This is a genomic window from Pseudarthrobacter sp. BIM B-2242 (genome assembly GCF_014764445.1).
Lineage (GTDB): Bacteria > Actinomycetota > Actinomycetes > Actinomycetales > Micrococcaceae > Arthrobacter > Arthrobacter luteus_A.
Map to the genome: position 1 here is coordinate 607,240 of NZ_CP061721.1, position 25,780 is coordinate 633,019.

The window sequence follows — 25,780 nt, forward strand, 5'->3', positions numbered from 1 at the left end:
AATTCAATGCCAGTTTCCTGGCAAAGTGATCGCTATGTTATCCCGCAGACTCCTACAGCTTTTTGTCGGCCTGGCCATCTATGGCATCTCTCTGGCCATGTTCATCCGCGCCGGCCTCGGGCTGGACCCTTGGGATGTCTTCCACCAGGGACTGGCCGGTTTGAGCGGGTTCAGTATCGGCACGGTCGTTGTGGCCGTGAGTTTCCTCGTGTTGTTGCTGTGGATTCCGCTGCGGCAGAAGCCCGGTTTCGGAACACTGGCCAACGCTGTCCTGGTGGGGGTGTTCGCCGACGTCGGGCTGGCGCTGATCCCCGCGTTCTCACACCTTGGTGGCCAGATTGCGATGCTCGCCGGGGCCGTGGTCCTCAATGGCATCGCGTCGGCCTGCTACATCGGCGCCCGCTTCGGTCCAGGCCCGCGCGACGGGCTGATGACAGGTCTGGCGCGGCGCACGGGCTGGTCAGTGCGGCTGTCCCGAACCCTGATCGAAGTGGTGGTGCTCGGCATCGGATGGCTGCTGGGCGGATCCGTCGGGGTGGGAACGGTGGTCTATGCCCTGGCCATTGGGCCGCTGGTCCAGCTGATGCTGCCGTGGTTTATGGTTCCGGCCGCAGTCCAGGACGGCGTTGTGGCGCCTGAGTCGGTGAAGGGCGCAGGCGAGCCACAGTCCCTGGAGTCCGAGCCGCTGGAGCCAACCGCCCTTCGCCCTTAGTCCAGCAGCGGCTGGCACTGGGGGCAGAAGTAGATGTCCCGCTCTTCGTCGCCGTTGAGCTTCCCCAGCGCAGCCCGCCGGATGGGTGTGCCGCATTTCAGGCAGGGTTGGTGTTCGCGCCGGTACACCCAGTAACCGGGGCGCCCTGCCATCCTTCCCACGGGCATCCCGCGCGGGTTCAGGATGGTGACCCGCCTGCCCGGGCCGAGGTTGGCTTCCAGCAGTTGCTTCGCATCGTTCATCATCGTTTGAAGATCGGCGACGGCCGAGCTGGGTGACGCCGGATGGACGCCTGACAGGAAACAGGTCTCGCAGCGGTAGATGTTGCCGATGCCCGCGAGGTTGCGCTGGTCGAGCAGAGCGACGCCGATGGGGACGTCGGGGGCCGAACGGATCCTTCGTTCCGCTTCGTCCGGATTCCAGTCCGGACCGAGCAGGTCCGGGCCCAGATGACCCACGATCGTGTCCTCGTCTTCGGTGCGGACCACCTCCACAATTCCCAACGAGAATCCGACGGCGTCCGCCACCGCGGTCCGCAGCACGCACCGTGCCGTAAATCCTGGCTTCCGCCAGCGTCCGCCGGGTGGATAGACCTGCCAGGCGCCCTCCATTTTCAGGTGCGAATGGATGGTGAGTTTACGCTGATCAGGTCCCTCGACCCGCATGAGGAGGTGTTTGCCGCGCGGCACAACCTCGGTCATGGTCCAGCCGGCAAGGTTGAGGGTGGCAAAACGGGGCACCCTGAAATCCGAGCCGGTGAGCGTTTGCCCTGCCAGCGCCTTGTGCAGTTGCGATGCGGCGCGCCAGACTGAGTCCCCCTCAGGCACGGACCCCCGCTTTCCTCGAGGTGGTCATGTGTCGCTTAGGCACGGATCCTCAGCCCCTTCGGAGTGGAGTAGGCGCCGGCGGCCGCCAGGGCTTTGGCCACAGGGGTGTCGAGGATGTCGTGGCCGTTGACCTTCTCCATGATCAGCTTGTCCACGGCCCCGCGGGTGACCACACCCACCAGCGCGGCGCCGGCGGCCGACAGGATGGCCTCGTCCCCGCTGAAGGCCAGCAACGTCTTGCCGCCACGTTCCACATAGAGGATCAAGGCACCGTCCACGAGCACCACCAGGGCACCTGCCTTCCGTCCCGGGCGGTGGCCGGTGCCGGCCTCCTCGTTGAGGGCCGGCCAGGGAAGTGCCGCACCGTATGGGTTCGCCGGATCGGTGGCCGCGAGGGCCAGTGCAACGGGCTCGGGCTTCGCGAGCTGGCTGTCCTCGGAGTAGGACCGCAGCCGGTCCACGGTGGCCGGGACGGCGAACTGGGCCGCGCCTAGATGCTCGATAAAATACCCGCGGCGGCACCGGCCCGCTTCCTCCAGCCGGGCCAGGACCTTGTACATCAGCCCGAAGCCCCCCAGGATCTGTTCTGCCATGACCGATCCCCGGGTCACCACGCCGTAGCGGTCCAACAGCAATTCCGCGGTGGCACGCGCATGAATGGTGGCATCCAGCTCCGGCAAGGGCAGTGCCGACCACCGCCCGGCAGCCATCGGCGGAGTGGCCGCCGCACCCGAAGACGAGCCGTACCGTCCGCCGCTGAGCCCCGGTGAGCCCGAACCCGACGATCCCAGGAGCCCGGTGCTGTGGGAACGGCCAAGCCTGCTCAACCTGGGCGCCCGCGACCGTGGCGCGCGTGCCACCTGGCGGTGGGCAGTGTGGCCGCCGGCGATAAGTGCGCGTACCGGGGCGAACGTATCCCCGGTAATCCGCCCCGCCCAGGCCAGATCCCACAACGCGGAGACCACGTCCTGGTCACTCAGCACTGAGTCCATCCCGCCGGCGACGTCCGTCAGCTGCCGGAAGAAGTATCCGCCGCCGTTGTTCCGGAGGTGGTCGAGGAGCCGTTGCTGGGCATCCCCAGGCTCGTACTCGATGGCGGGATTCAAGGTCAGGTCGGCAGAATCGGCCAGGTGCATGCTGACCCAGCCATCGTTGCCGGGAAGTGCGCCGGCCCCGGACCACAGGACTTCGCCGGCGGCCATGAGCTCGTCCAGCATGGCGGGCTGGTAGTTGGAAACGCGGCTTGCCAGCACCAGCGGCTCCCAGGCCGAGGCCGGCACAGGAACACCGGACAGTTGGTCGATCGCTGTGACAATTCCGTCCAGCCCGCGCAACGACGGCTGGCCGCGCCCCGAACCGGGAGTCCGGACATTCTGCCAGGCGGGGAGGAAACGGCCATAGGCGGCCGCATCCACCGGTTCCACTTCGGCGCGCAGAGCCGCCAGCGAACGACGGCGGAGCTTGCGAAGAACGTCGGCGTCACACCATTCGCTGGTGGTTGCGGGCTGCTGGTCCTGGAGGCGGGGTTCCCGGGGGACCGGCTGTGGTGGTTCGTGGTCCGTTCCGGTTCCCATTCCCGATGCCGGGCTTTCGGGCGCCTGACTTTCGGGCGGTACGACGTGCGGCCGGAACTCGCCCTCCACCACGCGGCCGTCCGCCGCGAGCCGCTTCAATGCAGTGCCGACCACCGCGACGCCCAGGCCCAGCCGTGCAGCGGCTTCCGCTGCTGTGAACGGTCCGTGCGTGCGTGCATAGCGGGAAACGAGGTCGCCAAGGGGATCCGCCACCGGTTCGATAAAGGCGAGCGGTACGCCCATAGGCAGCGGTACACCGATGGCATCCCGCAGCCGTGCGGCGTCCTCCACGGCGGCATAGCGCTCAGCGCCGCCGATGTTGACCTTGATGGCGCGGTTGGCCCGCTGCAGTGCAGTCAGATGGGCCGCGGCCAGGGCGGTATCAGCATGCGGGGTTTCGACCGGAACAGCCGGCTCTCCCGCCTCGGGCTCGGGCGGCGCAACCGCTCGCCCGGGCTCAGCCACGTGCCCGGGCGAGTCCGCCGTCGCAGATTCAACCACTGCCGGGTCCAGCCGGGCGGCGGCTTCGTCGGGCGTCAGCGGACCCAGCAGCCGGAGCAGGTCCGCCACGCCTTCCATCCCGCGGGCACGGCGGTCCGGCGCAAGCCGCTGCAATTCAAGCTCCGTGGCGTCGATGACTTTCGCGTCGAGCAGCTCGCGGAGCTCCACACGCCCCAGCAGCTCATTCAGCAGCGTCGAATCCAGGGCCAGGGCAGCGGCCCGGCGTTCGGCCAGCGGCGAGTCGCCTTCGTACAGGAACTGCGCCACATACCCGAACAGCAGGGACTTGGCGAACGGCGACGGCTGCTGCGTTGTGGTCTCGACGATCCTCAGCTCGCGGCGTTCCACCGATGCTGCAATATCCTTCAGCGCCGGAAGGTCATACACGTCCTGGAGGCATTCACGGACTGTCTCCAGCACAATCGGGAACGTAGGGTACTTCCGCGCGACATCGAGCAGCTGGGCAGACCGCTGGCGTTGCTGCCACAACGGCTGCCGCTTGCCCGGAGTCTGGCGGGGCAGCAGCAGGGCACGCGCCGCGCACTCCCGGAACCGCGAAGCAAACAGGGCGCTGCCGCCCACTTCCGCGGTGACTATCTGCTCAAGTTCCTCCGGATCGAACAGGAACAGCTCGGCTCCCGGCGGTTCGTCTTCCATCATGGGCACCCGCAGCACGATGCCGTCGTCCGCCGCCATGGCGGAGCCGTCCAGGCCGTACCGCTGGTGCAGGCGCTGTCCGACGGCGAGTGCCCACGGGGCGTGCACGGGCATGCCGAACGGGCTGTGGAGGATCACCCGCCAGTCGCCGAGTTCGTCGTGGAACCGTTCCACCACCAGGGTGGTGTCGCTGGGGACCACCTCGGTGGCGAGCTTCTGCTCGCCGAGGTACTGGATGAGGTTGTTCGCGGCGAAGGTGTCCAGCCCGCTGGCCGTACAGCGTTCGGTGGCAGGCCCGACGTCGGACGCTGACAGTTCGCGGACGAACGCACCCAGGGCGCGGCCCAGGTCCACCGGCCTGCCCAGGGAGTCGCCCTTCCAGAACGGCAGCTTGCCGGGCTGGCCGAAGGCGGGGGAGACCAGGACGCGGTCATGGGTAATGTCCTCAATTTTCCAGCTGGTGGCGCCGAGGGCGAAAACATCACCCACCCGGGACTCGTAGACCATTTCCTCGTCCAGCTCACCCACCCGTCGGCCGCCCTTGGCAGGGGACGCGGCAGGTTTGCCGTCAGCGGATGGCGACGCCGAGCCCTCAGCTTCGGTGCCGATGATGTAGACCCCGAATAACCCGCGGTCCGGAATGGTGCCGCCGGAGGTGACAGCCAGGCGCTGGGCCCCGGGCCGGCCCTCAATGGTGCCCGCATTGCGGTCCCAGATGATCCGTGGCCGCAGTTCGGCGAATTCGTCGGAAGGGTAACGGCCGGCCAGCAGGTCCAGGGTTGCCTCGAACGCGGACCGGGGTAGCGAGGCGAAGGGCGCGGACCGCCGGACCGTTGCGAACCATTCCTCCACATCGATGCTGCCCAGGGCTGTTGCGGCTACGGTCTGCTGGGCGAGGATATCCAGTGGATTGGCCGGGACAAAGAGCCGCTCGATCTTCCCTTCCAGCATCCGCTCAACGGTGATGGCCGTGTGTACAAGGTCCGCCCGGTGTTTGGGGAACAACACACCCTGCGAAATCTCGCCCACCTGGTGACCGGCACGGCCCACGCGCTGAAGGCCGCTGGCCACCGACGGCGGGGATTCCACCTGCACCACCAGATCCACGGCGCCCATGTCGATGCCGAGTTCCAGGGAAGACGTGGCCACAACACACCGCAGCCGGCCCGACTTCAGGTCATCCTCGATCATTGCCCGCTGGTCCTTGGACACCGATCCATGGTGGGCGCGGGCCAGCAACGGATCGGCTCCCGAGGTGCTGCCCGCCTGAGCCATCATGTGGGCCGGTGTGGCCGTGGATGCGGGGACACCAGTCAAGCCCGGTTCCGGTCCCTCAGCGCCCGGTGCGTCCCAGCCCCCGCCCACAGCCACAAGCTGCCGCTCCGCGTAGATCTCATTCAGCCGGGCCGTCAGCCGCTCGGCAAGACGGCGCGAGTTGGCGAACACGATGGTGGACTGGTTGGCCAGCACCAGGTCGACGATCTTCTCTTCCACGTGCGGCCAGATCGAGGCCTGCGGCTGCAGCCCGGATGCCGGACCCGAATCGAAGGCGCCCGCAGCACCCTGGAGGTCTGACATGTCCTCCACAGGCACGGAAACGGTCAGGTCCCAGGTCTTCCGCGACGGGGGCGCCACGATCTCTACCGGCGCGGAACCCGCCAGGAACTGGGCTACCAGCTCGCGGGGCTCCACCGTGGCAGACAGTCCAATCCGCTGGGCGGGTTTCGGCAGCAGCGCGTCGAGCCGTTCCAGCGAAACCGCCAGGTGCGCGCCGCGCTTGGTGCCTGCGACGGCGTGGACTTCGTCCACGATGATGGTGTCCACCTCGGTGAGCGTTTCCCGTGCCCTGGAGGTGAGCATCAGGAACAGCGACTCCGGTGTGGTGATAAGGATGTCCGGCGGGTTGCTGAGCAGCGAGCGGCGGTCCGCCGCCGTGGTGTCACCGGACCGGACGCCCACGGTGATGAGCGGGGCGGGCAGGTCCAGCCGTTTGGCCGTCTGGGTGATGCCGATCAGCGGCGCACGCAGGTTTCGCTCGACGTCAACGCCCAGGGCTTTCAACGGGGAGATGTACAGAACACGGGTCTTGCGTTTCGGTTCCCGCGGCCGGCGGCCTTTTGCCGGCGGTGCATCCAGCCCCGGCAGTTCAGGCGCAGGGGCGGGCGCCGAAACCAGCAGCCGGTCAAGGGCCCACAGGAAGGCAGCGAGCGTTTTGCCGGAACCGGTGGGCGCGACAACCAGGGCATGGGAACCGGAGGAAATGGCGTTCCAGGCGCCGTCCTGGGCCGGAGTCGGCTCGGAAAAGGCACCCAGGAACCAGTCGCGCGTGGGCCGGCTGAACCGTCCCATGCCGGTGCCGGGAAGGGCGTCCGGACCCGCTCCCGGCGGTAGCTTCTCCTGCATTCCTCCATCATGCCCTACCCCACTGACAGCGCTGCCGGGCGCATCACCGGGCCCGGGATTGCCGGTCCCGTCCGGACAGATCAACCCTTCGCTGCCGGCGGGAGGTTCTTCGTGGCGGGGCCTTCGAGGAGCTGCCCGTCACTGCCGAACCGGGAGCCGTGGAGCGGGCAGTCCCAGGTGAGTTCGCTGTCGTTCCAGCGGACGATTCCGCCCAGGTGCGTGCAGACGGCGGAGAGCCTGCACGTGGTGCCGCCGACTGTGGACACCGCCACAGGCCGGGCGCCGTCGCGATACACCTTACCGGCGCCGTCGGGCGGTGGCGTGGTGCCATCCGACGCCAGCTTTCCCCATCCGGTGGCAAGAGTCGCGGCCACACCGGCGTTGAGCGCCACGGCTGACAACGCGCCCGCTGGCGAGGTAATGCGATGGCGGATGGTGTCCGCCCAGGGGATCTGTCCGCCCAGAATGTCAGCTGACATTCCGAGCGCAACCGCGACGGCGTTGGTCATGCCCCATTTGTTGTAGCCCGTGCCGAATAGTATCCGTCCCCGTCCCCGCGGCAGCTTGCCGAAGAACGGCATGAGGTTGGTGGCCTGATAGTCCTGGGCCGACCAGGTGTGCGTGGTTGAGGCGCCGGGGAAGTGTGTTCCCGCCCAGTCGAGCAGGCCGGTGAGGTGGGACTTTTCCGAGGCAGTGCGCCCCACGTGATGCCCGTGTCCGCCTACCAGCAGCAGCCTGCGCCCGGAGGCCTCGTAGTCCCGCAGCGAATGCGTGGGCTGCTCTGCCGAGAGGTACATGCCCGGCGGCGGCGTCAGCCCGCCTGGCAGTTCCAGTGCTGCCGCGTAGGAGCGCTGCGGCTTGAGTTTCGCGAAGTACAGGCCGCGGTCCAGCACCGGGATCCCGGTTGCCAGCACCAGGTGGTCAGCCGTGACATCGCCATGGTCGGTCTTGATCGTGAGGGGTCCCCTCCCGGCGGCGTCCCGGAGCCTGACCCCGCTCACCACGCTGCCGCCGCGGGCACGGAGGTCACCCAGCAGCGTGTCCAGCACGTCCATCGGGTTGATCTGGGCCTGGCCGGCAAGCATCAGGGCGCCCTGGATGGTGAAGGGGAGGCCGGCGTCGCGCACGTACTCCACGTTGAGCCCCGCGGTGGTTGCCGCGATCAGTTCCTCGCGGAGCCGCTCGGCACCGTCACCGGTGGTGGCGTAGGTATACGCAGTGCGGCGCTGGTACGGCACCCCGTTCTCGTCGAGGTAGCGCAGCAGCCAGGCCTGCCCCTCCCGGTTCGCCTCGACGTAGGCTTTCACCTGCTTGTCCGGATACTGCCGGGACAACGAGGCCAAAACAGTTCCCTGCAGCAGGCTGACCTTGGCTGTGGTGTTCCCGGTGGTCACCGCGCCCGGGTAGCGGGCTTCCAGCACGAGCACCTGCTGCCCGGAGCGTGCCAGCAACAGCGCTGTGACCAGTCCGGTGAGCCCGGCCCCGGCCACCACGGTGTCGTATTTCGCTCCTGCCTGAAAAGGGTCAGGGCTAAAGGTACTCTCGCGGTCCAGCCAGAGGGACGTCATGGAAGCTAAGTGTACTTATCATTGCTGCCTTCGCCCAGAGCCTGGGCTGCTAGGCCGCCTGGAAGGCCCCGATGGTCAGGAGTTCGATGTTTGCATTGCTGCAGGCCTGGGTGGGCTGGGCCAGGAACAGGGAGGCCGTATCTTCCGGCGGGTAGATCCGGTACCCGGCGGCGGGCGTCAGCGTGCAGTCGGAGTAGTTGGCTGCCTGCGTATAGCGGAGCACGGCATTGCCGCCCTGGCCGGGGGCCAGGAGCACATCCGCAACAGGTGTTGATTCGTCGCGTTTCGCGGCGGCGCCGATGGGAGCGCCGTTGGCGTCCGCGGCCAGGGATACGCCCGGGTACCCCTTCAACAGGCACGGCTCGGCACCGGTGTTCGTCAAAGTGAGCGTCATGTAGACGCTGCCCGCGGCCCCGCCGCCTGTGGCGTCAGTGGCGGCGGACAATGTGGCAGCCTTGCAAAGGAGCGGCCCGGCTGTTGCGTCAGTGGTCGACGACGGCTGGGGCGTCGCGCTGGGCGGCGGCGCCGGGGATGCGGAGGGGCTGGGGGAGTTCGTTCCCGGTTCCGTGGTTCCCTGCGGTTGCGGCTGCGCCTGGCCCGGACCGCAGGCGGTGAGCAGCAGCGCGGCCGCAGCGGCCGCCATCGTAATAACAAAGCCCTGTGAAATGCGCTGAGACGTCATGGCATAACCTTTGTTGCTGCTGTGACCTGAGTCAACGATGCCACGGGGTGCCAAGAGGATTTGATGCCCGGATCGTGATGATCCGGGCATCAAATCGAGTGGTCGGAACCGTTACTGGCTGGCCGTCCCGGCCTCCTGCCTGCGCTTGGCGCCGCTGCGGACGAACGCCGCACCGCCGAGGGCCAGCCCGCCGAGGCCGGCCACCAGGCCTGCCCAGCCGCGGGCGTCCGCGCCGCTGTCAGTCACGGCAGCTGCCTGTTCGGTATCGGCATGCGCTGTCCCGGCGGCAGCCGTGGTGGCCGCGTGGCCGGCGGTTCCGTGGGCTTCGGCGGCATCGGTAATGGTGATTGACGGCGCCGGGGCCTTCAGGGAATGCGGGTCCTGGCCGTCCTTGGCGATTTCCGACCAGTCCGTCTGGCCCGTTTCGCAGGACTGCAGGGTGGGGAAGTGGAGCGTGGTCCCGGCTGCATCGGGCAGCTTCACGGACAGCACCAGGGCATCGCGCAGACCGTCAGGCAGGGGCGCCTTGGCGGTGTAGACAATCTGGCTGGTGCGTTTGGTGATGGATGAGCCGTCGGCCAGTTTCTTGGGCTCGGCCAGCTCCTCGGTCACCTTTTCCACAGTCCAGTTGGGGTTCACCGTTGGTGTGGCATCGTTCAGTTCGGCGGGCAGCGTGATGGCGATTTTGGTGGTGCCGGACTCCTCGCAGCCGTGCGGGACGCCGAAGGTCAGCAGGGCATAGGAGTTGGCGGCGGTCTTGTCCGGGCTGACACCAACATGGGCCGCTGCGCCGCTGGCGGCTGTCAGCAGGAGGGCGGCGGCGCCGGCAGTGGCGGATGCGGAGGTGAGGGTACGGCGAAGTGTTGAGGTTTTCATGGGGATGCCTTTCAGACGCACGCCCGTTTCGGGCGCGCGGAGGTACAGGAATTACGCCCGCTTACCGGGTCCGGTACGGGCTGGTCAGGGAAGCACGACGGCGGAAGGCGGGCCGCGCCGACTGTGTTGCCGAAGGTTCCGCCAGGGGCGGAGGGGAAGAACCGCTGGCGGGCCGGGCACCCAAGGGGGCGGGCCGGCGTCGGGCGTTACTGCTTCGGGGAGCCTGACGAGCGGCCGCAGCCACGCCGCGAGGGACCAGAGCGCGGCTTCACCTTTGGTAAGCAGAAGGGCGCACGCGGCAGTTGCCACGGTGTGCGTCACCAGCATGACCAGGCCGCCGGTGGTACCCGTGGCGTGGAGGTGTGCGGCGGCTTCCAGTGCGGGCAGTGCCGTGCCGGAAAGGTGGTGGGTTCCCGTCGGGGCCGGGCCTGCCGCAATGACCGGAGTGCTGAACACGGTAAAGACTTCGTGCAGGGCCAGTTGCCCGGCGCCCAGGAGGGCGGTCATAGCGGCGAAATTCAGTTTCAGGCGGGTGGCGGTGGTGGCTGCCAGGACTGTGAGGGCCAGGACTGCCAGCAGGATGCCGGCCGCAGGCAGCTCGCCGCCACCCAGCACGTGGGCTCCGGCCGCGAGGCTCAGGATCCCGGTGGAGAGCAGGGCGGCGCGGAGGAAATGGAAGGGCGCCCGAACATGGTCTGTACGCACGGATCCTCCCTTGCTTCAGCGCTGCCGACGGTGTGCCGCCGCGCTGGTGGGCCCTGCGCGGCATTGCAGGATCTTACAGGCGCCACCCGGCGATGACCAGATCCTACCGGTCCTTGGACGGCCGGCCGGTCCGGGACGGGGCGTGCAGGGCCACCACGTTGGACTCGGGTTCCTCGGCGCCGGACAGCTCATCGGCTGTGTCCAGGTAGCCCGCGGCCAGGTCCACGCACTGGACGGCTACCGGGGGAACGCGATAATGCGTGTCGGCGTCCACCAGCCCCAGTTCGGCAAGCAGGCCGAGACTGCGCCGGGCTTCCATAGCTGCGTACGACGCGTAGATCGCTTCAAGGCGGGCCTCATCCTGGCTGGCGTCGGACAGGTCCGGATCGTCGACGATGCCGTGGTCCGGGAAGGCCTCGCCTAATTCCATCGATGCCAGGGCTTCGAGCTGCGCGACGGGCACGGGGTCTTCCGTCGTGCCGTACGTGAGGACGGCGAGAACCGTCCCACCCACCGATTCCACGTCCCACACGGCATCCGATGAACTGAGGACGCCTACCAAGAGCACCACGGCCAGCATCCGCCGGGCTTTGAGCCGTTCCCCGACTTCCGCACTGTTCCAGGCAGCAGCCTCGGGGCCGGGTACGGCGCGGGTGGATCCGAGCCGTATCAGGCCCGCGCCGACCAAGGCCGACCAGACTTCGTTGAGCACCGGTACGTCGAACATGCTGCCGACTTCCAAAGGGCCGTCCGGCCGTTCCCCGGCGGACTCCGTGGCTGGCCGCTTGGCGCCACGTTTTCCACGGGCAAGGACTTCGACGGCCGCAGCAGCCGGCTCGATGTCCTTGAGCCGCAAAGCGCCGGTTGCGGTGACTTCCTTGCCCGCGCCCACCCATTCCAGGAGCGCCGACGCCCGCCGGATCAGGGGCATGGCGTCGAACGCCGATTCCTGCTCCTCGTCGCTGAGGCGGGGCACCACAATGTCCGGGTGGTCCGGGGCAGCCGCGGCAGGGCCGCTGCCGAGCACCGCTTGAAGCTCAGCGTAGGCGCCCTCAGTACCTGTCCACCGGCCGGTCCCTTTGAGGAACCGGACATAGGATTCCAAGGCGAAGTAAAGGTCGTCGAAGGCATCATCGGCATGTTCCGGGTCCAATGCTGAGGCAATTGATTCAACCGCGGCCTCAACGCCTTCTCCGGCGATAGCCGTGGCCGAGCTCGATCCCTCAATGGCATGCTGGGCGGAGAGGAAAACCTTGACAAGTTCGAGGCACTCGAAGGCCTCGGCAGGGTCGCGGAACTCAGCCGCGCTCCACTGAATAAACTCGACAGCCATCGAATCAACCACCCGATGGTTCAGGACCAGCTGCAGGGGCATCTTCGGGGCAGACGGTACTGCCTTCAGGTGCCGCTGGTTCTTGTTCCTGGTCTTGGACCTGCCGGTCTTTTTAGCCAAGGATTGCCTCCAGTTCCAGGGGCGACTTCACCACCTGCATTGTCACGTTCGATTGCATCCGGATATACGAGCTTACAAAACAGGGCCGCCGGCGAGCAGTTCGGCCAGAACGTCTGCGGCCGCGTCATGCCGGATCAGTGACGCCGCCTGGCCCGCCCAGAGCGACATCAGCGCGGTGTTTTCCTGGGCGGCTGCCTCTGGCCGGAAACGGCCGGTCAGCCAATTCTGGACAGGGAACGGTGCCGTCCCTGCCGTTAGTGAGAGTTCAGTGATGATGCGGTTAGGAATGCCCCGGGCAAGCCGTCCGCTCAACGTCCGGGTCAGCACCGTTTCCTGCGCGGCCGGGCTGTGGAGGATATCGCGGTACGCCGGCACGGCCGCGGATTCCCGTGTGGCCAGGAAGGCGGAACCGACCTGGACCGCGTCCGCGCCGAGCGCCCGTGCAGCCGCGTAACCGCGGCGGTCCACGATGCCGCCGGCGGCGATCACGGGAATGCTAACGGCGTCCGCCACCTGCGGGACCAGGGCAAACGTACCGACGAGCGACTCTTCCGCGGGTTTCAGGAAGGAGACCCTGTGGCCGCCGGACTCCGAACCGCTGGCCACCACGGCATCCACGCCGCCGGCCTCCAGCGCAACGGCCTCGTCCACCGTGGTGGCGGTACCCACCAGCACGATACCCCGCCGGTGTGCCGCCTCCACGAGGTCCGGCGCCGGGACGCCGAAGACAAAACTGACGACGGCGGGACGCGCCTCCAGGGTGGCGGCCACCTGCTCGTCGAAGTCCGGCATGTAGCGGTCGGGCATTTCCGGGAGAGGCAGGCCCACTTCGTCAAAGTAGGGCTTCAGCGCCTGGACGTAGTGCTCGAAGTCCGTTTGGGGGATCTCGGTGGTTTCGTCGCCGGTGGGAACCCAGAGGTTGAGGGCGAACGGCTTGGGTGTGGCCTTCCTGAGTTGCGCGGCCGTGGTGCGGATGGCGTCCGCACCGTAGCCGTACAGGCCGTAGGAACCCAGCCCGCCGCCGTCGCTCACTGCCGCCGTCAGTTCCACGGAGGAAACTCCGCCGAAGGGGCCCAGGACCACCGGCACGTCCGTACCGAAGAGCTCCGTGATCCGGTTTTTCTGCGGGGCGGAGGTGCTGGGAACGGGCGTCATAAGGGCTCCTGCGGGTCACGGGTGGTTTTCGCGACCAGTCTCGCAGGCCCTGCTGCTCGGCCCAAGTCTGCACGGTCCGGATACGCGTCTCCGACGGGTCCAGGGGGCTATGTACCGTGACATTGGCCAGGGCTAGACTGCTGGCGTAAGTCGCCAACTACCTCAGGGAGCACATGATGAACTACTCAGGCACTGGCAACGAGAAATCGGTTCTGGCCAGCGAGCTCAACCGGACCCATGTGGGCCAGACCGTCAGCTTCGAACCGGACGAATTCACGTTGGTGTTCGGCAAGATTGCTGCCATTGCCCGGAAGGAGGGCGGCGTCACCATCGCATTGCAGGGTGTCGAAACAAGCGGCGGCCTGCAGTCCAGCTACAGCCTCCCCGGCAGCAAGCATGTCTACCTCCAGCCGGACATGCTGACGAACACCGAGTCCACCATCAAAGACCTTTTCGGCAAGGTCCAGGAAAACCTCCGCGGTGGCGGGCACAAGGGAGATGACAGGACGGACAAGCTGTGACGGTCCTGTCGTGACTGTTGGACTCCGAATCTGACTAGGCGAACGCCCCGGTTTCCCTTCTTTGAGGGAGCGAACCGGGGCCCTGCTGCGTTGAGCGAGGTGTGGGTTTACCTTCGCCACAGGGCGCGAATCGGGCTGGGCGTAGGGTGGAACCCGGACGAAAGGAATATCTCATGAAGAAAATCCTCATGGTACTGACCAGCGTTTCCGAGATCGGCGATACCGGAGAGAAGACCGGCTACAACGTGGCCGAGGCTGCACACCCCTGGAAGGTTTTCAAGGATTCCGGGCATTTCGTCGACTTTGCGTCTATCAAGGGCGGCCAGCCCCCGCGCGACGAAGTGGACTCCCACGATCCCATCCAGGTCTCCTTCACGGAGGACGAGACCACGCGGGCCGGCCTCTACAACACTGCCCGCGTCGACGTCGTTGATCCAGAGCAGTACGACGCGGTGTTCCTCGTGGGCGGCCACGGCACCATGTGGGACTTCCCGGACAGTAAGGGCCTGCAGAACCTGGTGGCCAGCGTCTACAACGCCGGCGGCTTGGTGGGGGCGGTCTGCCACGGACCGGCCGGCCTGCTGAACGTGGAACTGGCGAACGGGCTCCGCCTCGTCGAGGGCCGGAAGGTGGCCGCCTTCACCAATGACGAGGAAGTTGCCGCAGGGAAGGACAAAGTCATCCCGTTCTTCCTGGCAGACCGACTTGAAGAACAGGGTGCCACCCACGTCTCCGCTGGTCTCTTTGAGGAGATGGTGGTGGTCGACGAGAGGCTGGTGACCGGTCAGAACCCGGCCTCCGCCGCTGGCGTGGCCAAGGAGATGGAGAAGCTCTTCGCGGAAGTTATCCACCAGGAAAAGGCCGACGAGCAGCACGACGCGGAGGCAGTGCGCGCAGCGAAGGACGCCGAGAAGAACGCCAAGAAGGCAGCAGCGGCAGAAGCCGGGCACTAGCGCCGCAGGGTTCTTCGGCAGAGCACAAGGCACTACTTCCTTGAGTTATCAGGGAGGTAGTGTTTTTTGTGTGCTCTAGGGGCGCTCTCCGGGTTGAGCTGCATCGAAGAACCGGAATTCCTCGCTGACAGGCTCCGTCACGCCTCTTCCCTTGTCCCGGATGAAATCGAGGTCCTCACGCGAAAGGATCATCTGGCCATGCCCGTCGACTTCGCCGTGCCCCGCGCAATTCCGCTGGATCATGGAGGCGACAGTGCGCGGCACCATCACACATCCCGGGTTATCCAAAAGCCATTGACGCGTCTTTGTATCAAGGCGGTCCCACTCGTCTTTGAGTGTCATCTCGTACATTCCCTCCCAATTCCCCAAACCCGTCCCGGGCTTGGGATTCCGCTAAGAGTACGTCCCGGGTGGACAGAAGAACAGGGCCTTTGACGATCCTCCCCATTCACAGAATTAATCGCGCCCCGGCGGTCGTTCTCCCGTCGTGCCTCTTCAAGGGCCGGTTGATTGGCTGTCCGCGGAAGAACACGGGCTGGTCGGCGTCCACGGACGGTACGGTCGGGACGAGGCCGTCCGGCACCAGGCCTGGGCGCGCGGCGTCGTTGGAGCTTTGGGAACGTGCTGGCTCTGGGCATTTCCGCCGGGCCTTCCCAAAGATCCGGCTTACCCGTAGATAAAGAAAGGCCCCGCCTTCCCTTGGTTATCAGGGAGGCAGGGCCTTACTCATTGGCGGTGACGGTGGGATTTGAACCCACGTTGGCTTTGACACCAAACAACATTTCGAGTGTTGCACCTTCGGCCGCTCGGACACGTCACCAACCTGAATAGGGTACCGGAGCAAGGCCCACATCCCCAAAACGGCTGGTGATCTATGTTGTGGGAATGGACTACTACGGCGCTTTAGGCTCGACGGCGGGACTGACAGTTTTCGTTGCCGCTGAGTTATCCACATAGGCGGTTTGCTTAGCGCGTGCTGTAGGTGCGTGCTGTGATGCTGGGGGTATGGATAACGCCGCAGGTGCAGAGGTTCTGGAGGCCATCGCGGCTTCTGCTTTGCGGCTGGCCGGTGTGCTCCGGGGGACGGTGGACATCTCTACGGGCGGGGATCTGGCAGGAAGCCCGGTGCCGGTTGGAGTGCCTGCCACTTGCCCAAGTGCTGGCGTGGCCGACATCCCGCCAGTAAGCACGGCAGGCGGGCCGGCGGACGGCCCGGTGCCTGGCGCTTTCGCAGCCGGCCCTTCTGCGGCCGACTCGGACCCGTTGGGCTGGCAGGCTGAGGCGTGTCTGACGGTCTTGTCCGGCGCGGCCGGGTTGGAGGCGATGGTTGCTGCTGTGAAGGTCCATGCGGCCGGCGGGTACGACGAAGCCGGCCAAGCGATCGCGGGGCCCATCATGTCCCCGAAAGACCACACCGCCCAGGACATGAGTATCGTGGCCGAAGTCGCCTGCGCCCTGACCGTCAGTGAACGTACGGCCGGCGGGCTGCTGGGCGAGGCCCACCGCTTACGTAGTGCCCTGCCGCTCACGCTGGCGGCCCTTCAGGCCGGGACGTTGTCGTGGCAGCACGCCAGGATCATGGTCGACGAAACAACCAACCTCGAGCCGGCCGCCGCCCATGCCCTGGAGGCGCATTTCCTGGACCCGGAGGCGCCGAACCCGGCCCGCGGCGCGGCCGGCGGGATGGTCCCGGGCCGGTTCCGGGCCAAGGCCCGGACCTGGCGCGAACGCCACCACCCGGTCAGCATCGAACAACGCCACACCCGGAGCGCCGTGGACCGTCGGGTCGAGTATTCCCCGGACCGGGACGGGATGGCCTGGCTCTCGGCCTACCTGCCCGCCGACCAGGCAGCCGGGATCTGGAACCGGGCCACCACAGCAGCCCGCGCCCTGCAAGGCCCAACCGAGGGCAGGACACTCACCCAGCTCCGTGCGGACAACGTCGCGGCGTGGCTGCTCGGCGGCACCCTGCACAGCACCCCGCCCGCCACCCCGGGCGGCACTCTGGACATTACTCAGGACGGGGCTGCCGGGAGGATCCCGTCACCGGCAGCCCAGGTTCTGGTGACGGTTCCGGTGTTCGCTTTGATGGGTCTGACTGATGAACCGGCCGTCCTCGACGGGTACGGGCCGATCCCGCCGTCCATGGCCCGCGCTCTCGTGGCCGATGGTGCCGAGTCGTTCCGCCGGGTCCTGACCGATCCCCGGGACGGTGCCCCGTTGGAGATCGGGCGGGAAAGCTACCGGATCCCCAAGGCACTGCGTCAATGGCTCCGGCTCCGGGACGGCAAATGCCAGTTCCCCGGCTGCTCCAACCAGTCCCTGGATAACGAAGCGGACCACCTGAACGCCTGGGCCAACGGCGGGAGTACCGGGATCTCAAACCTGACCCAGCTCTGCCCAAAACACCACCGGCTCAAACACGCCAGACCCTGGCAACCCACCGAAGCCACCAAGGACGAGCCGCCCGGCTGGATCTCACCCACCGGCCGGCACTACCACAGCGAACAACCCGACAGGGAACCACCCCACTGGCCCGGTGCGGCTATTGATGCTGTTCAACGATTCCATGACGTTCAAGGATTCCCGGGGGATCCGTGGGCGCTCTCGAACGACCAACCGCCACGAGTTCCAGTGCCTTTGGAATGAACAGACCACCTTGACGGGTCCCGGCTTCCGTGTCCCGCCTCAATCGGACTAGATTCATAAGCAAGATGACTAAAGCAAACGGACCAACACAGGCAACCCAGGCAACAGCATATTGGACCACCGGAACGGAGCAAGGCGAGCTCCGGTCCGAGGCACTCCACGGTCCGGGGCCCGGCGAAGCGCTGGTCCGGACGTTGTATTCGGGTATCAGTAAGGGCACGGAAATCGTGGTTCACACCGGCTCCGTCCCCTCACGAGTGGCCCAGGCAATGCGTGCCCCGCACCAGGAGGGCTCTTTCCCTTCCCCCGTGAAGTTCGGCTATCTGTCTGTAGGTATTGTCGAACAGGGCCCCGATGAATGGATCGGCCGGACGGTGTTCTGCCTGAACCCGCACCAGGACCGCTACGTAATTGCCACAGACGCCTTGACCAGTGTTCCCGACGGCGTTCCGGCTCGTCGCGCCGTGCTTACCGGCACCGTGGAAACAGCCGTCAATGCCCTTTGGGAAGCCGGGCCGCGGCTGGGGGACCGGATCGCTGTGGTCGGTGCCGGCCTCGTGGGCGGCATGGTGGCCACACTCCTCCGGACTTTTCCACTGGCCCGGCTGCAGCTCGTGGACCTTGATCCCGAACGCCAACAGCTCGCAGGCAAGCTCGGCGTGGAATTCGCCCACCCCGATGACGCCAAGCCGGACTGCGACATCGTGTTCCACTGCTCGGCATCCCAGGAAGGACTGGAGCGCAGCCTGCAGCTGGCCGGCGACGAAGCCGACGTCATTGAGATGTCCTGGTACGCCAATCGCGACGTCACCCTGCCGCTCGGCGAGGATTTCCACGCGCGGCGGCTCTCCATCCGGGCCAGCCAAGTGGGCGTGGTTGCCCGGGCGCGGCGGCACCGGCGAACCAATGCCGACCGTTTAAATCTTGCAGTGTCACTCCTCCAGGACCCGGTATTCGATGCTTTCCTGACCGGGGCCTCTCCGTTCACTGACCTGCCGGACGTGGTGCAAAACCTGGCCGACGGCAAGCTCGAGGCCCTGTGCCATGTGATCGAATACCCCAACGCTGACACTTCCGCAGGTGCCAGTGCAGCCAAAACCACCCCCGAAGACAAGAGGTAGCCCATGTTCAGCCTGACCATCCGACGTCACTTCATGATCGCCCACAGCCTCCCGCGCGCAGTTTTTGGTCCCGCCCAGGGCCTGCACGGGGCCACCTTCGTGGCGGAGGTGACATTCCGGCGTCGTACCCTCAGCGAAGACGCGATCGTGCTGGACATCGGGGCGGCCGGCGGCATCATCGAAGACGTGCTGGCCGGGCTCAACTACAAAAACCTCGACGAGCACCCGGACTTCGCGGGCAAACTCAGCACCACCGAGGCGCTGGCCGAGTACGTCGCCCAAACCGTGGCAGGGAAGCTCAAGAATACCGACGACGGCCGCGAGATCACCGGTATCGATGTCACCCTGCGCGAAAATCCGGACGCATGGGCTACGTATGCCCTGGATCTGTCCGCCTGACCGTGCACCTGAGATTCCTGGTCCCTGCCAACATCCGCCACAACTCCGGCGGCAACGTCTACAACGCACGTCTGGCCGAGGGCCTGGGGGCCTTGGGCGTTGAGGTTGAGGTGCTCGCGGTCGATGGGTCCTGGCCCGAGGCCAACACCAATGACCGACGGCGGCTGGGCGGCCTGTTGAGCGAACGCCAGGCAGGGACGGAACATACGTCAGGAACGGAACATACGTCAGGAACGGAACGTACGTCAGGGACGGAACATACGTCAGGAACGGAACATACGTCAGGAACGGTCACGCTCGTGGATGGGCTGATCGCGTGCGGGGCACCTAACGAATTCGAAGCTGCCGCTGCGGCCGGCCACCCCGCTTGGGTCCTGCTGCACATGCCGTCGCCCACGCATCCCGACCGCGAACGACGGTCGCTGCGGGCGGCAGCCGGTGTCATCTGCAGCAGTTCGTCGGCGGCGGATCATGCCACGAAACGACACGGCGTGCAGGATAGCCGGGTTGCGCTGCCAGGGACGGATCCGGCACCTGTAGCTGCCGGTTCGCAGCCACCGCACATCGTTGCGGTGGCTGCCGTGCTGCCCAACAAGTGCCAGTTGCTGACGGTGGAGGCGCTGACGAAAGTCCAGGACCTGGAATGGTCAGCCTCCTTGGTAGGGACGCCTGACGCCGATCCCGTCTATGCAGCACAGGTCCGGGCCGCGATCGACGCAAGCGGACTCGGCCATCGGATCCAGTTGGCGGGGCAGTTGGTGGGACAGGAATTGGCGGACGAATGGCATCGGGCGGATCTGAGCCTCCTCGTCTCGCGCGCTGAAGCTTTCGGCCTTGTGGTGACAGAGTCGTTGGCGCGCGGCATCCCGGTGATCGTCCGGGCCGGAACCGGTGCCGTCGAGGCGTTGGGCATGGGTAACCGTGCGCCCGAGGGCAGGGAAGAAGCCCTGCCGGGAACCGCCGTCGTGCTCCCCGGTCCCGACCATAATGATCCGGAAGTGCTCGCAGCGGTGATCCGGAAGTGGCTGACGGACGCAACCCTCAGGGCAGAATGGCAAGCCGCTGCCCTTGCTGCGAGGGAACGCCTGCCCGGCTGGGACACCACGGCCAGGGACGTGCTGGGCATATTCGCGGCCGGGTACACGAAACCGCGGTGAATGAACCCAATGTTAGAAACCGGAGGGCCGCCGGGTGCGCCTGGCCGGCTAAAGCCTGCTGCGGTGGGCGGCGAAGAAATCCCTGAGCAGGGTGCCGCATTCGACTTCCCGGACGCCGCCGTACACCTCCACCCAGTGGTTGAGCCGGCGCTCGCGGAGGATGTCGAACACTGAACCGGCGGCCCCGGCCTTCTCATCCCAGGCGCCGAAAACCACTCGGGGGATCCTGGCCAGCACCACCGCGCCGGCGCACATGGCACACGGCTCCAGCGTGACAACCAGGGTGCAGTCCTCCAACCGCCAGCCGTCGCCGGTACCACCGCCCAGCTTCGACAGCTCCCGCAGCCGCTCCGCCGCCTGGCGGATGGCCACCACCTCCGCATGGGCAGTGGGGTCGCCGAGTTCCTCCCTCTGATTCCGTCCGGAACCCAGCACGCCGCCGTCGGGCCCTATCACCACGGCGCCGATGGGGACGTCATCCGTGGCCAGTGCACGCCGGGCTTCGCCGAGGGCAAGGCCCATCCATTCGTTGTGGGTCTTTTCGCCGGGCACCATGGCTCAATGATAGTTTCGAGGGATATCCGTCCTTGCCACCCCACCGACGCCAGGAGGAACCCGTGGACCTCGATACATTTCGAGCCCGTTTAGGTCATTGGTTCAAACCGTACGCAGCCTTGTGGCTCACGCTGCTGGTCGGTGGGGTCCTGGTAGTGACCATGGCGCTTCTCGGTGCCGAGGTCTACGACAACGTTGTGGACGACGAAGGGCTGGCGTCCCTTGACCTGCCGGCGCTCGAGTATTCACAGAGCCTGAGGAACCCTGCGCTGGACGCGGGAGTAACGGCATTCACCAATATCGGCGGTGGCATCGGCATGCCCATCCTGGCGAGCATCCTGACGGCCTGGCTCACGTTCCTGAGCAGGACCTGGCGGCCGATCATCCTGGTGGGCGGCGCGGCGGCTGTCTCCACCCTGGCCACCACGGTCGGCAAACGCCTGGTTGGCCGTACCCGCCCGGACCACGTCGAGGCAGTCCCGCCGTACGAAACGTCGCCGTCCTTCCCCAGCGGCCACACGCTGAACACGACAGTGGTGATCGGCGTCCTGGTGTACATCATGTGCCTGCAGTTCGAGATGGCCTGGGCGCGCATCACCGCCATCTCCGCCGGGGTGGTGTTCATCATCGCCATGGGCCTGAGCCGTGTGTTCCTCGGCCACCACTGGCTGACAGACGTTATGGCCGGCTGGTTCCTGGGACTCGCGTGGGTGGGGATCGTAATCCTTGCGCACCGGCTGTTCCACGTCCTGCGAAAACGCGAGCACGCCGGCCCGGCACCCACATTCGAGCACCCCGCCATCCGTGACGACGAGCACCCCGCCGTCCGGGACGACCAGCCCAGCTGATCCCCGGCAGGGGCTGCCCGCCCGGATGATAGTTTTGACCCATGCGCACTCTTGTTGTGGACCACCCGCTGGTCGCCCATAAGCTCACCGTCCTGAGGGACAAAAACACGCCGTCGCCGGTCTTCCGGATGCTGACGGAAGAGCTGGTGACACTGCTCGCGTACGAGGCCACCCGCGATGTGCGCACGCAGCCGGTGACCATCGAAACACCTGTGAGCACCACCGTTGGCACCGCTTTCACCAAGCCAACCCCGCTGGTGGTACCCATCCTGCGCGCGGGCCTCGGCATGCTGGAAGGCATGACCAAGCTGGTGCCCACCGCTGAAGTCGGCTTCCTGGGCATGGCCCGCGACGAGGAAACCCTGGACATCATCACTTACGCAGAACGCCTGCCGGAGGACCTCACGGACCGGCAGATCTTTGTGCTGGACCCGATGCTGGCCACCGGAGGCACCCTCCGCGAAGCCATCAAGTTCCTGTTCAAGCGAGGCGCCTCTGACGTCACCTGCATCTGCCTTCTGGCCGCCCCCGAAGGCCTGGCGAAGCTGGAAGAAGAACTTGCTGATGCCAACGTAACCATCGTGCTCGCTTCCATCGACGAGAAGCTGAACGACAAGTCCTACATTGTTCCCGGGCTCGGCGACGCGGGTGACCGCCTGTACGGCATTGCCGGCTAAGCGGCAGTATTTGCCGGGCAGAGGGTAGCATCCAGGTCTTTCGGTTTTAAGAGGCCGCCGCTAGCCTGTGCGGATGGACTGGAAACTTGAACTCGTCTTTGTCCCTGTGTCCGATGTGGACCGCGCGAAGGATTTTTACGTCAACAAGGTTGGCTTTAATGCCGACTTCGACGAGCGGCCCATGGACGGCATCCGCTTTGTCCAGCTGACGCCACGCGGCTCCGGCTGCTCCATCTGTATTGGCGAGGGCCTCAATGATGCCCCGCCGGGCACAGCCCCGAGCCTGCAGCTGGTGGTCAGTGACATCCATGCCGCCCATGACTACCTCAAGAACAACGGGGTGGACGTGAGCGACGTGGACGTCCAGGCCTGGGGTCACTTTGTGTACTTCGCGGACCCTGACGGCAACAAGTGGGCCGTGCAGTACATCCCGGGACGGGAAGCCTAGGACACTCGGGACACGAAGCCTGGAACATCTGGGGCAAGATGGAGCGATGAGCATTCCAGCCCCCGCTTCCACCGTCATGCTTTCCTGCCGTGCAGTCCTCTTCGACATGGACGGCACCCTGGTGGACTCCACCGCTGTCGTCGAGCAGGTGTGGGGTGAGTTCGCCGCACGCTACAGCCTGGACATCGCAGAGATCATCCGGACTTCACATGGTGTGCAGGCCATTGACACTGTGCGGCGGTTCGCGCCGGAGGGTGCAGACGTGGCCGCCCTCACGGAGGAACTCGGCGCAATGGAACGCGTGCGGACCGAGGGCATTGTCGCGCTGCCGGGCATCGCCCGCCTGCTACAGAGCCTCCCGGCTGACGCGATCGCGCTGGTCACTTCCGCAGACCGGCTTCTGGCGGATATCCGCATGGAAGCCGCAGGGCTGGCCATGCCGGCAACAGCCCTCACTGCGGACCTGGTGACGCGGGGCAAGCCGCATCCTGAAGGCTACCTGCGGGCCGCTTCACTGCTGGGCGTGGAGCCGGAGGATGCCGTGGTGTTTGAGGATGCGCCGGCCGGAATTGCCGCCGGTGTGGCCGCAGGCATGCGGACCGTGGCCGTGGGTCCTAATACCGGCCCGCTGCCTGAAGGGGTGCTGCATATCCAGGACTACAGTTCAGTCACTGCAGCAGTGGATGCGGACGCCACGGGCCGCAGGATCATTTCATTCCGGCTCTAGGGCCGGCATCCACTTCCATTTGTGCGCAGGAACGGCGCTGCCCCGTCACCGGACACGCAGGGTCCGGCAATGCCGGATGCCGTGGGCTCCCGCTCACGACAGCAGGCCCTGAACCGGGGGATTCAGGGCCTGCTGCGCATTACGGATGCTGAAAATCTGGCTTAGTACCAGTTGTTCGACAGGTGGAAGTTCAGCGCACCGCACGGTGACTGGTAGCGCTCCTGGATGTAGTTCAGTCCCCAGTTGATCTGGGTGCGGTAGTTGGTGAGCCAGTCCGCACCTGCGCTCGCCATTTTCTCGGCGGGGAGCGACTGGACGATGCCGTAGGCACCGCTGCTGGGGTTGGTGGCCGTGGTGGTCCAGTCAGATTCCTTGGTCCACAGGGTCTGCAGGCACTGCATCTGGTCCGGCGCCCAGCCGTAGCTGGCCAGCTGGCCAGCCGCATATGCCTGGGCTCCGGCGGGGTCGTCCACGGCTACAGCCGGGGCAGGCTCAGGGGCGGGTGCGGGCTCGGGGGCCGGGGCCGGTGCCGGTTCAGCGGCCTGCGGGGCAACGCTGATTTCGGGCTCCGGGGACGGGGCGGCCTTGGCCTGAACCTCTGCTTTTTCCATGCTCAGCTTGGACTCGAGGTCGGCCGTGGACAACTGCTGGGTGTCGCTGGCAGCTGCCAGCTGGCTGGCTTCGTTTGCCTGGCCTGCTGCGCCCACACCGATGAGGAGAGCGCATGCCGCGGTGAAGACGGCTGCCCGCTGGGCCAGGGAGGGAATCTTGCGGTGATTTTTGGTGGACCCGTTCTCCGGGCGCGTTTGTACCTTGGATTCAGACATGATGGATCGCCTCTCACACCTGCGGAGTTAGCTGTCGGGTTCGGATGAGGGCATCCGGCCACACGGAAACATCACGTGCTGGCTTCACCCCAAGGGCATTTACGCCCGGGACTCTGGGTCCCCCGCCTCTGCCTCTGAATACGGGATCCGGGAAGCGGCAGAGCTTGGCGACATCCGGATATGCGGCCCGAACGGGAACCGCACCCCATTGACGCTACAGGAGCGCGGAGCTTAAGTCACATTTTGGTAACGGAGATCACGACGTCGGCGCGTTGCCTTGCGGTGCCGTAACTCCCATGGGAAGGCGCAAAACAAACGCCGTGCGTCCAGGGCGCGATGCTACGTCAACCGTGCCGCCGTGCGCCTCGGCGATTGACTGGACGATGGACAGGCCGAGGCCGCTGGTGCCTTCGGCGGCCCCAACGCCGGACGCGGGCGCAGTGCCTTTGCGGGCCGCGTCTGCGCGGGCAAACCTGGCAAAAACGTGGTCCACGAATTCCGGTGGGATGCCGCCGCCGTCGTCCGTCACGGTAACGACTGCACTGCCGGCGGACTTTTCCACACTGGTGACCACGGTGGTGCCCGGGGCCGTGTGCTTGCGCGCGTTGGAGAGCAGATTTACCAGTACCTGGCGAAGCTGCGCCGCGTCGCCATTGACCGACACCGGCTCATCAGGGAGTTCCAGGCGCCAGTTGTGGCCGGGTGCGATAACTTTTTCATCGCTGACTGCCTCGATCACGAGCTGGGTCAGGTCAACCTCGCTGAGTTTCAGGGGCTGCCCTTCGTCAAGCCGGGCGAGCAGGAGCAGGTCCTCCACCAGGGTGGTCATGCGTTCGGACTGGCTCTGCACGCGTGCGAGGGACTTCCGGCCGTCCGGCGTGAAGTCTTCGGTCATCCGCATCAGCTCCGTGTACCCGCGGATGGCGGTCAACGGGGTGCGCAGTTCATGCGAGGCATCGGCAACGAACTGCCGCACCTTCGTCTCGCTCCGCTGACGCGCCTCAAGGGCGCTGGCGACGTTGTCCAGCATCAGGTTCAGGGCGTGGCCCACGCTGCCCACTTCGGTTCCGGGATTGGCGGTCGACGGCGGGACGCGCACCGCGAGGGCCACCTCGCCGGCGTCCAGCGGGAGCCGCGCAACCTTGGTTGCCACCTCGGACAGCTGCTCCAACGGCTGCATGGTCCGGCGGATCAGCACCGTTCCGGCGAGTCCGATCAGCACCAGCCCGCCCAGCGAGACAAAGACAAAGGTCCACACCAGGGAAGCGAGGGTGCTTTCCTTGCCGGCCAGGGGAAGCCCGGTGACCAAAACGTCGCCGAAGCCGGTTTCCACGGCCACAATCCGGTAATCCCCGTTGGAGAGTGGGCGATCCACGGGATTGCCGTTCCGCGTCAGCGCCAGCAGTGTTTGCTTGTCTTCAGAGCTGAGCGCAGACCGGGTGGTGTCCGAGTCGAGGTAGCCGCCAATGTTGATCTGACCGTTGACGATGCGCGCATTCAGGGTTCCGACACTCTGGCCACGGGCATCCAGGGGATCCCTGCCGTTGAAGCCACCCTGGGGCGGGCGGCCGGGATCATTCGAGCGGTTGGCGGCCTGGCTCAACTGTTCATCCAGCTGCCTGGTAAGGAACGAATCCATGGAGGCATAGCTGAACAGGCCCACGGCGCCGCAGATGGCCACCAGCAACGTCATTGCCAGCAGGATCAGGCGCGTGCGCAGGTGCCAGGTTGCCGGTTTCAGCCAGCTGCGGCCAGGGTGCGTGATTTCTCGCGGCATGGACGGCG

The 25,780-nt window shown here is 66.4% G+C and carries 23 protein-coding genes, 1 tRNA gene and 1 riboswitch; of the genes, 11 read left to right on the plus strand and 13 right to left on the minus strand.

The window, feature by feature from the left end; all coding sequences use genetic code 11:
* The first annotated feature begins 34 nt into the window (after window positions 1-34).
* Window positions 35-712, plus strand: a complete 678-nt coding sequence (locus IDT60_RS02955; protein ID WP_223883859.1) for a YitT family protein — start codon at window positions 35-37, stop codon at window positions 710-712.
* Here IDT60_RS02955 and IDT60_RS02960 read toward each other — a convergent pair.
* From IDT60_RS02960 to IDT60_RS02995, 8 genes are all read right to left on the minus strand, one after another.
* Entirely contained in the window at window positions 709-1,539 is an 831-nt protein-coding gene (locus tag IDT60_RS02960; protein ID WP_191080810.1) for an Fpg/Nei family DNA glycosylase, read from the minus strand. The two genes, IDT60_RS02955 and IDT60_RS02960, sit on opposite strands and share 4 nt — an antisense overlap.
* 35 nt (window positions 1,540-1,574) lie before the next feature.
* Window positions 1,575-6,674: a DEAD/DEAH box helicase gene (locus tag IDT60_RS02965; protein ID WP_191080811.1), complete on the minus strand. Its 5,100-nt coding sequence runs from the start codon at window positions 6,672-6,674 to the stop codon at window positions 1,575-1,577.
* An 80-nt stretch (window positions 6,675-6,754) separates the two neighbouring features.
* Window positions 6,755-8,242, minus strand: a complete 1,488-nt coding sequence (locus IDT60_RS02970; protein ID WP_191080812.1) for an FAD-dependent oxidoreductase — start codon at window positions 8,240-8,242, stop codon at window positions 6,755-6,757.
* Between the two features lie 49 nt (window positions 8,243-8,291).
* A complete protein-coding gene (locus IDT60_RS02975) occupies window positions 8,292-8,924 on the minus strand; it encodes a DUF4232 domain-containing protein (RefSeq protein WP_164202386.1) in 633 nt (210 codons plus the stop codon).
* Between the two features lie 111 nt (window positions 8,925-9,035).
* A complete protein-coding gene (locus IDT60_RS02980) occupies window positions 9,036-9,800 on the minus strand; it encodes a YcnI family protein (protein WP_191080813.1) in 765 nt (254 codons plus the stop codon).
* An 84-nt stretch (window positions 9,801-9,884) separates the two neighbouring features.
* Window positions 9,885-10,505, minus strand: a complete 621-nt coding sequence (locus IDT60_RS02985; protein ID WP_191080814.1) for a hypothetical protein — start codon at window positions 10,503-10,505, stop codon at window positions 9,885-9,887.
* A gap of 103 nt (window positions 10,506-10,608) precedes the next feature.
* A complete protein-coding gene (locus tag IDT60_RS02990; RefSeq protein WP_191080815.1) occupies window positions 10,609-11,958 on the minus strand; it encodes a hypothetical protein in 1,350 nt (449 codons plus the stop codon).
* Window positions 11,959-12,030: 72 nt separating this feature from the next.
* The gene (locus IDT60_RS02995; protein ID WP_191080816.1) at window positions 12,031-13,113 is read right to left on the minus strand and encodes a nitronate monooxygenase family protein; all 1,083 of its coding nucleotides are present in this window, start codon (window positions 13,111-13,113) and stop codon (window positions 12,031-12,033) included.
* A gap of 173 nt (window positions 13,114-13,286) precedes the next feature.
* On the opposite strand from IDT60_RS02995, the gene IDT60_RS03000 reads away from it, so the two are divergent.
* Window positions 13,287-13,634 carry a hypothetical protein gene (locus IDT60_RS03000; protein WP_223883860.1) on the plus strand — a complete coding sequence of 116 codons (348 nt, stop codon included), beginning with the start codon at window positions 13,287-13,289 and terminating at the stop codon, window positions 13,632-13,634.
* Window positions 13,635-13,807: 173 nt separating this feature from the next.
* Entirely contained in the window at window positions 13,808-14,587 is a 780-nt protein-coding gene (locus IDT60_RS03005; protein ID WP_191080817.1) for a type 1 glutamine amidotransferase domain-containing protein, read from the plus strand.
* Window positions 14,588-14,662: 75 nt separating this feature from the next.
* Here the strand turns inward: IDT60_RS03005 and IDT60_RS03010 are convergent, their stop codons facing one another.
* Window positions 14,663-14,929, minus strand: a complete 267-nt coding sequence (locus tag IDT60_RS03010; protein ID WP_191080818.1) for a hypothetical protein — start codon at window positions 14,927-14,929, stop codon at window positions 14,663-14,665.
* 388 nt (window positions 14,930-15,317) lie between these two features.
* A tRNA-Ser gene (locus IDT60_RS03015) sits at window positions 15,318-15,407 on the minus strand.
* Between the two features lie 185 nt (window positions 15,408-15,592).
* Between IDT60_RS03015 and IDT60_RS03020 the strand changes: the two genes are divergently transcribed.
* The 4 genes from IDT60_RS03020 to IDT60_RS03035 all read left to right on the plus strand — a co-directional run bounded on the left by IDT60_RS03020 (window position 15,593) and on the right by IDT60_RS03035 (window position 19,913).
* On the plus strand, window positions 15,593-17,236 hold the full coding sequence (locus tag IDT60_RS03020; protein ID WP_191080819.1) for an HNH endonuclease signature motif containing protein: 1,644 nt from the start codon (window positions 15,593-15,595) through the stop codon (window positions 17,234-17,236).
* Window positions 17,237-17,301: 65 nt separating this feature from the next.
* Entirely contained in the window at window positions 17,302-18,357 is a 1,056-nt protein-coding gene (locus tag IDT60_RS03025) for a zinc-binding alcohol dehydrogenase (protein ID WP_191080820.1), read from the plus strand.
* Window positions 18,358-18,360: 3 nt separating this feature from the next.
* Window positions 18,361-18,756: a 6-carboxytetrahydropterin synthase gene (locus IDT60_RS03030; RefSeq protein ID WP_191080821.1), complete on the plus strand. Its 396-nt coding sequence runs from the start codon at window positions 18,361-18,363 to the stop codon at window positions 18,754-18,756.
* Complete coding sequence (locus IDT60_RS03035; protein ID WP_191080822.1) at window positions 18,723-19,913, plus strand: glycosyltransferase family 4 protein; 1,191 nt, start codon at window positions 18,723-18,725, stop codon at window positions 19,911-19,913. Before IDT60_RS03030 ends, IDT60_RS03035 begins: the two co-directional genes overlap by 34 nt.
* Window positions 19,914-19,961: 48 nt before the next feature.
* On the opposite strand, the gene IDT60_RS03040 is transcribed toward IDT60_RS03035, so the two are convergent.
* Entirely contained in the window at window positions 19,962-20,468 is a 507-nt protein-coding gene (locus IDT60_RS03040; RefSeq protein WP_191080823.1) for a nucleoside deaminase, read from the minus strand.
* A gap of 62 nt (window positions 20,469-20,530) precedes the next feature.
* On the opposite strand from IDT60_RS03040, the gene IDT60_RS03045 reads away from it, so the two are divergent.
* From IDT60_RS03045 to IDT60_RS03060, 4 genes are all read left to right on the plus strand, one after another.
* Window positions 20,531-21,316 carry a phosphatase PAP2 family protein gene (locus tag IDT60_RS03045; RefSeq protein WP_191080824.1) on the plus strand — a complete coding sequence of 262 codons (786 nt, stop codon included), beginning with the start codon at window positions 20,531-20,533 and terminating at the stop codon, window positions 21,314-21,316.
* Between the two features lie 41 nt (window positions 21,317-21,357).
* A complete protein-coding gene (gene upp / locus IDT60_RS03050; RefSeq protein ID WP_164202329.1) occupies window positions 21,358-21,993 on the plus strand; it encodes a uracil phosphoribosyltransferase in 636 nt (211 codons plus the stop codon).
* A gap of 73 nt (window positions 21,994-22,066) precedes the next feature.
* Window positions 22,067-22,441: a VOC family protein gene (locus tag IDT60_RS03055; RefSeq protein ID WP_191080825.1), complete on the plus strand. Its 375-nt coding sequence runs from the start codon at window positions 22,067-22,069 to the stop codon at window positions 22,439-22,441.
* Between the two features lie 46 nt (window positions 22,442-22,487).
* A complete protein-coding gene (locus IDT60_RS03060; RefSeq protein WP_191080826.1) occupies window positions 22,488-23,168 on the plus strand; it encodes an HAD-IA family hydrolase in 681 nt (226 codons plus the stop codon).
* 161 nt (window positions 23,169-23,329) lie between these two features.
* Here IDT60_RS03060 and IDT60_RS03065 read toward each other — a convergent pair whose 3' ends face one another.
* The gene (locus IDT60_RS03065) at window positions 23,330-23,995 is read right to left on the minus strand and encodes a hypothetical protein (RefSeq protein ID WP_191080827.1); all 666 of its coding nucleotides are present in this window, start codon (window positions 23,993-23,995) and stop codon (window positions 23,330-23,332) included.
* A 5-nt stretch (window positions 23,996-24,000) separates the two neighbouring features.
* Window positions 24,001-24,149, minus strand: a riboswitch (cyclic di-AMP (ydaO/yuaA leader).
* A 102-nt stretch (window positions 24,150-24,251) separates the two neighbouring features.
* Entirely contained in the window at window positions 24,252-25,772 is a 1,521-nt protein-coding gene (locus tag IDT60_RS03070; protein ID WP_191080828.1) for a HAMP domain-containing sensor histidine kinase, read from the minus strand.
* Between the last annotated feature and the right edge of the window lie 8 nt (window positions 25,773-25,780).

Bases quoted from the DNA above. Each gene is read 5' to 3' on its own strand.
- IDT60_RS02955 (WP_223883859.1), top strand. From the start codon at position 35: ATGTTATCCCGCAGACTCCTACAGCTTTTTGTCGGCCTGGCCATCTAT.
- IDT60_RS02965 (WP_191080811.1), bottom strand. From the start codon at position 6,674: ATGCAGGAGAAGCTACCGCCGGGAGCGGGTCCGGACGCCCTTCCCGGC.
- IDT60_RS02970 (WP_191080812.1), bottom strand. From the start codon at position 8,242: ATGACGTCCCTCTGGCTGGACCGCGAGAGTACCTTTAGCCCTGACCCT.
- IDT60_RS02975 (WP_164202386.1), bottom strand. From the start codon at position 8,924: ATGACGTCTCAGCGCATTTCACAGGGCTTTGTTATTACGATGGCGGCC.
- IDT60_RS02980 (WP_191080813.1), bottom strand. From the start codon at position 9,800: ATGAAAACCTCAACACTTCGCCGTACCCTCACCTCCGCATCCGCCACT.
- IDT60_RS02995 (WP_191080816.1), bottom strand. From the start codon at position 13,113: ATGACGCCCGTTCCCAGCACCTCCGCCCCGCAGAAAAACCGGATCACG.
- IDT60_RS03000 (WP_223883860.1), top strand. From the start codon at position 13,287: ATGATGAACTACTCAGGCACTGGCAACGAGAAATCGGTTCTGGCCAGC.
- IDT60_RS03005 (WP_191080817.1), top strand. From the start codon at position 13,808: ATGAAGAAAATCCTCATGGTACTGACCAGCGTTTCCGAGATCGGCGAT.
- IDT60_RS03010 (WP_191080818.1), bottom strand. From the start codon at position 14,929: ATGACACTCAAAGACGAGTGGGACCGCCTTGATACAAAGACGCGTCAA.
- IDT60_RS03020 (WP_191080819.1), top strand. From the start codon at position 15,593: ATGGATAACGCCGCAGGTGCAGAGGTTCTGGAGGCCATCGCGGCTTCT.
- IDT60_RS03025 (WP_191080820.1), top strand. From the start codon at position 17,302: ATGACTAAAGCAAACGGACCAACACAGGCAACCCAGGCAACAGCATAT.
- IDT60_RS03030 (WP_191080821.1), top strand. From the start codon at position 18,361: ATGTTCAGCCTGACCATCCGACGTCACTTCATGATCGCCCACAGCCTC.
- IDT60_RS03035 (WP_191080822.1), top strand. From the start codon at position 18,723: ATGGGCTACGTATGCCCTGGATCTGTCCGCCTGACCGTGCACCTGAGA.
- IDT60_RS03040 (WP_191080823.1), bottom strand. From the start codon at position 20,468: ATGGTGCCCGGCGAAAAGACCCACAACGAATGGATGGGCCTTGCCCTC.
- upp (WP_164202329.1), top strand. From the start codon at position 21,358: ATGCGCACTCTTGTTGTGGACCACCCGCTGGTCGCCCATAAGCTCACC.
- IDT60_RS03055 (WP_191080825.1), top strand. From the start codon at position 22,067: ATGGACTGGAAACTTGAACTCGTCTTTGTCCCTGTGTCCGATGTGGAC.
- IDT60_RS03060 (WP_191080826.1), top strand. From the start codon at position 22,488: ATGAGCATTCCAGCCCCCGCTTCCACCGTCATGCTTTCCTGCCGTGCA.
- IDT60_RS03065 (WP_191080827.1), bottom strand. From the start codon at position 23,995: ATGTCTGAATCCAAGGTACAAACGCGCCCGGAGAACGGGTCCACCAAA.
- IDT60_RS03070 (WP_191080828.1), bottom strand. From the start codon at position 25,772: ATGCCGCGAGAAATCACGCACCCTGGCCGCAGCTGGCTGAAACCGGCA.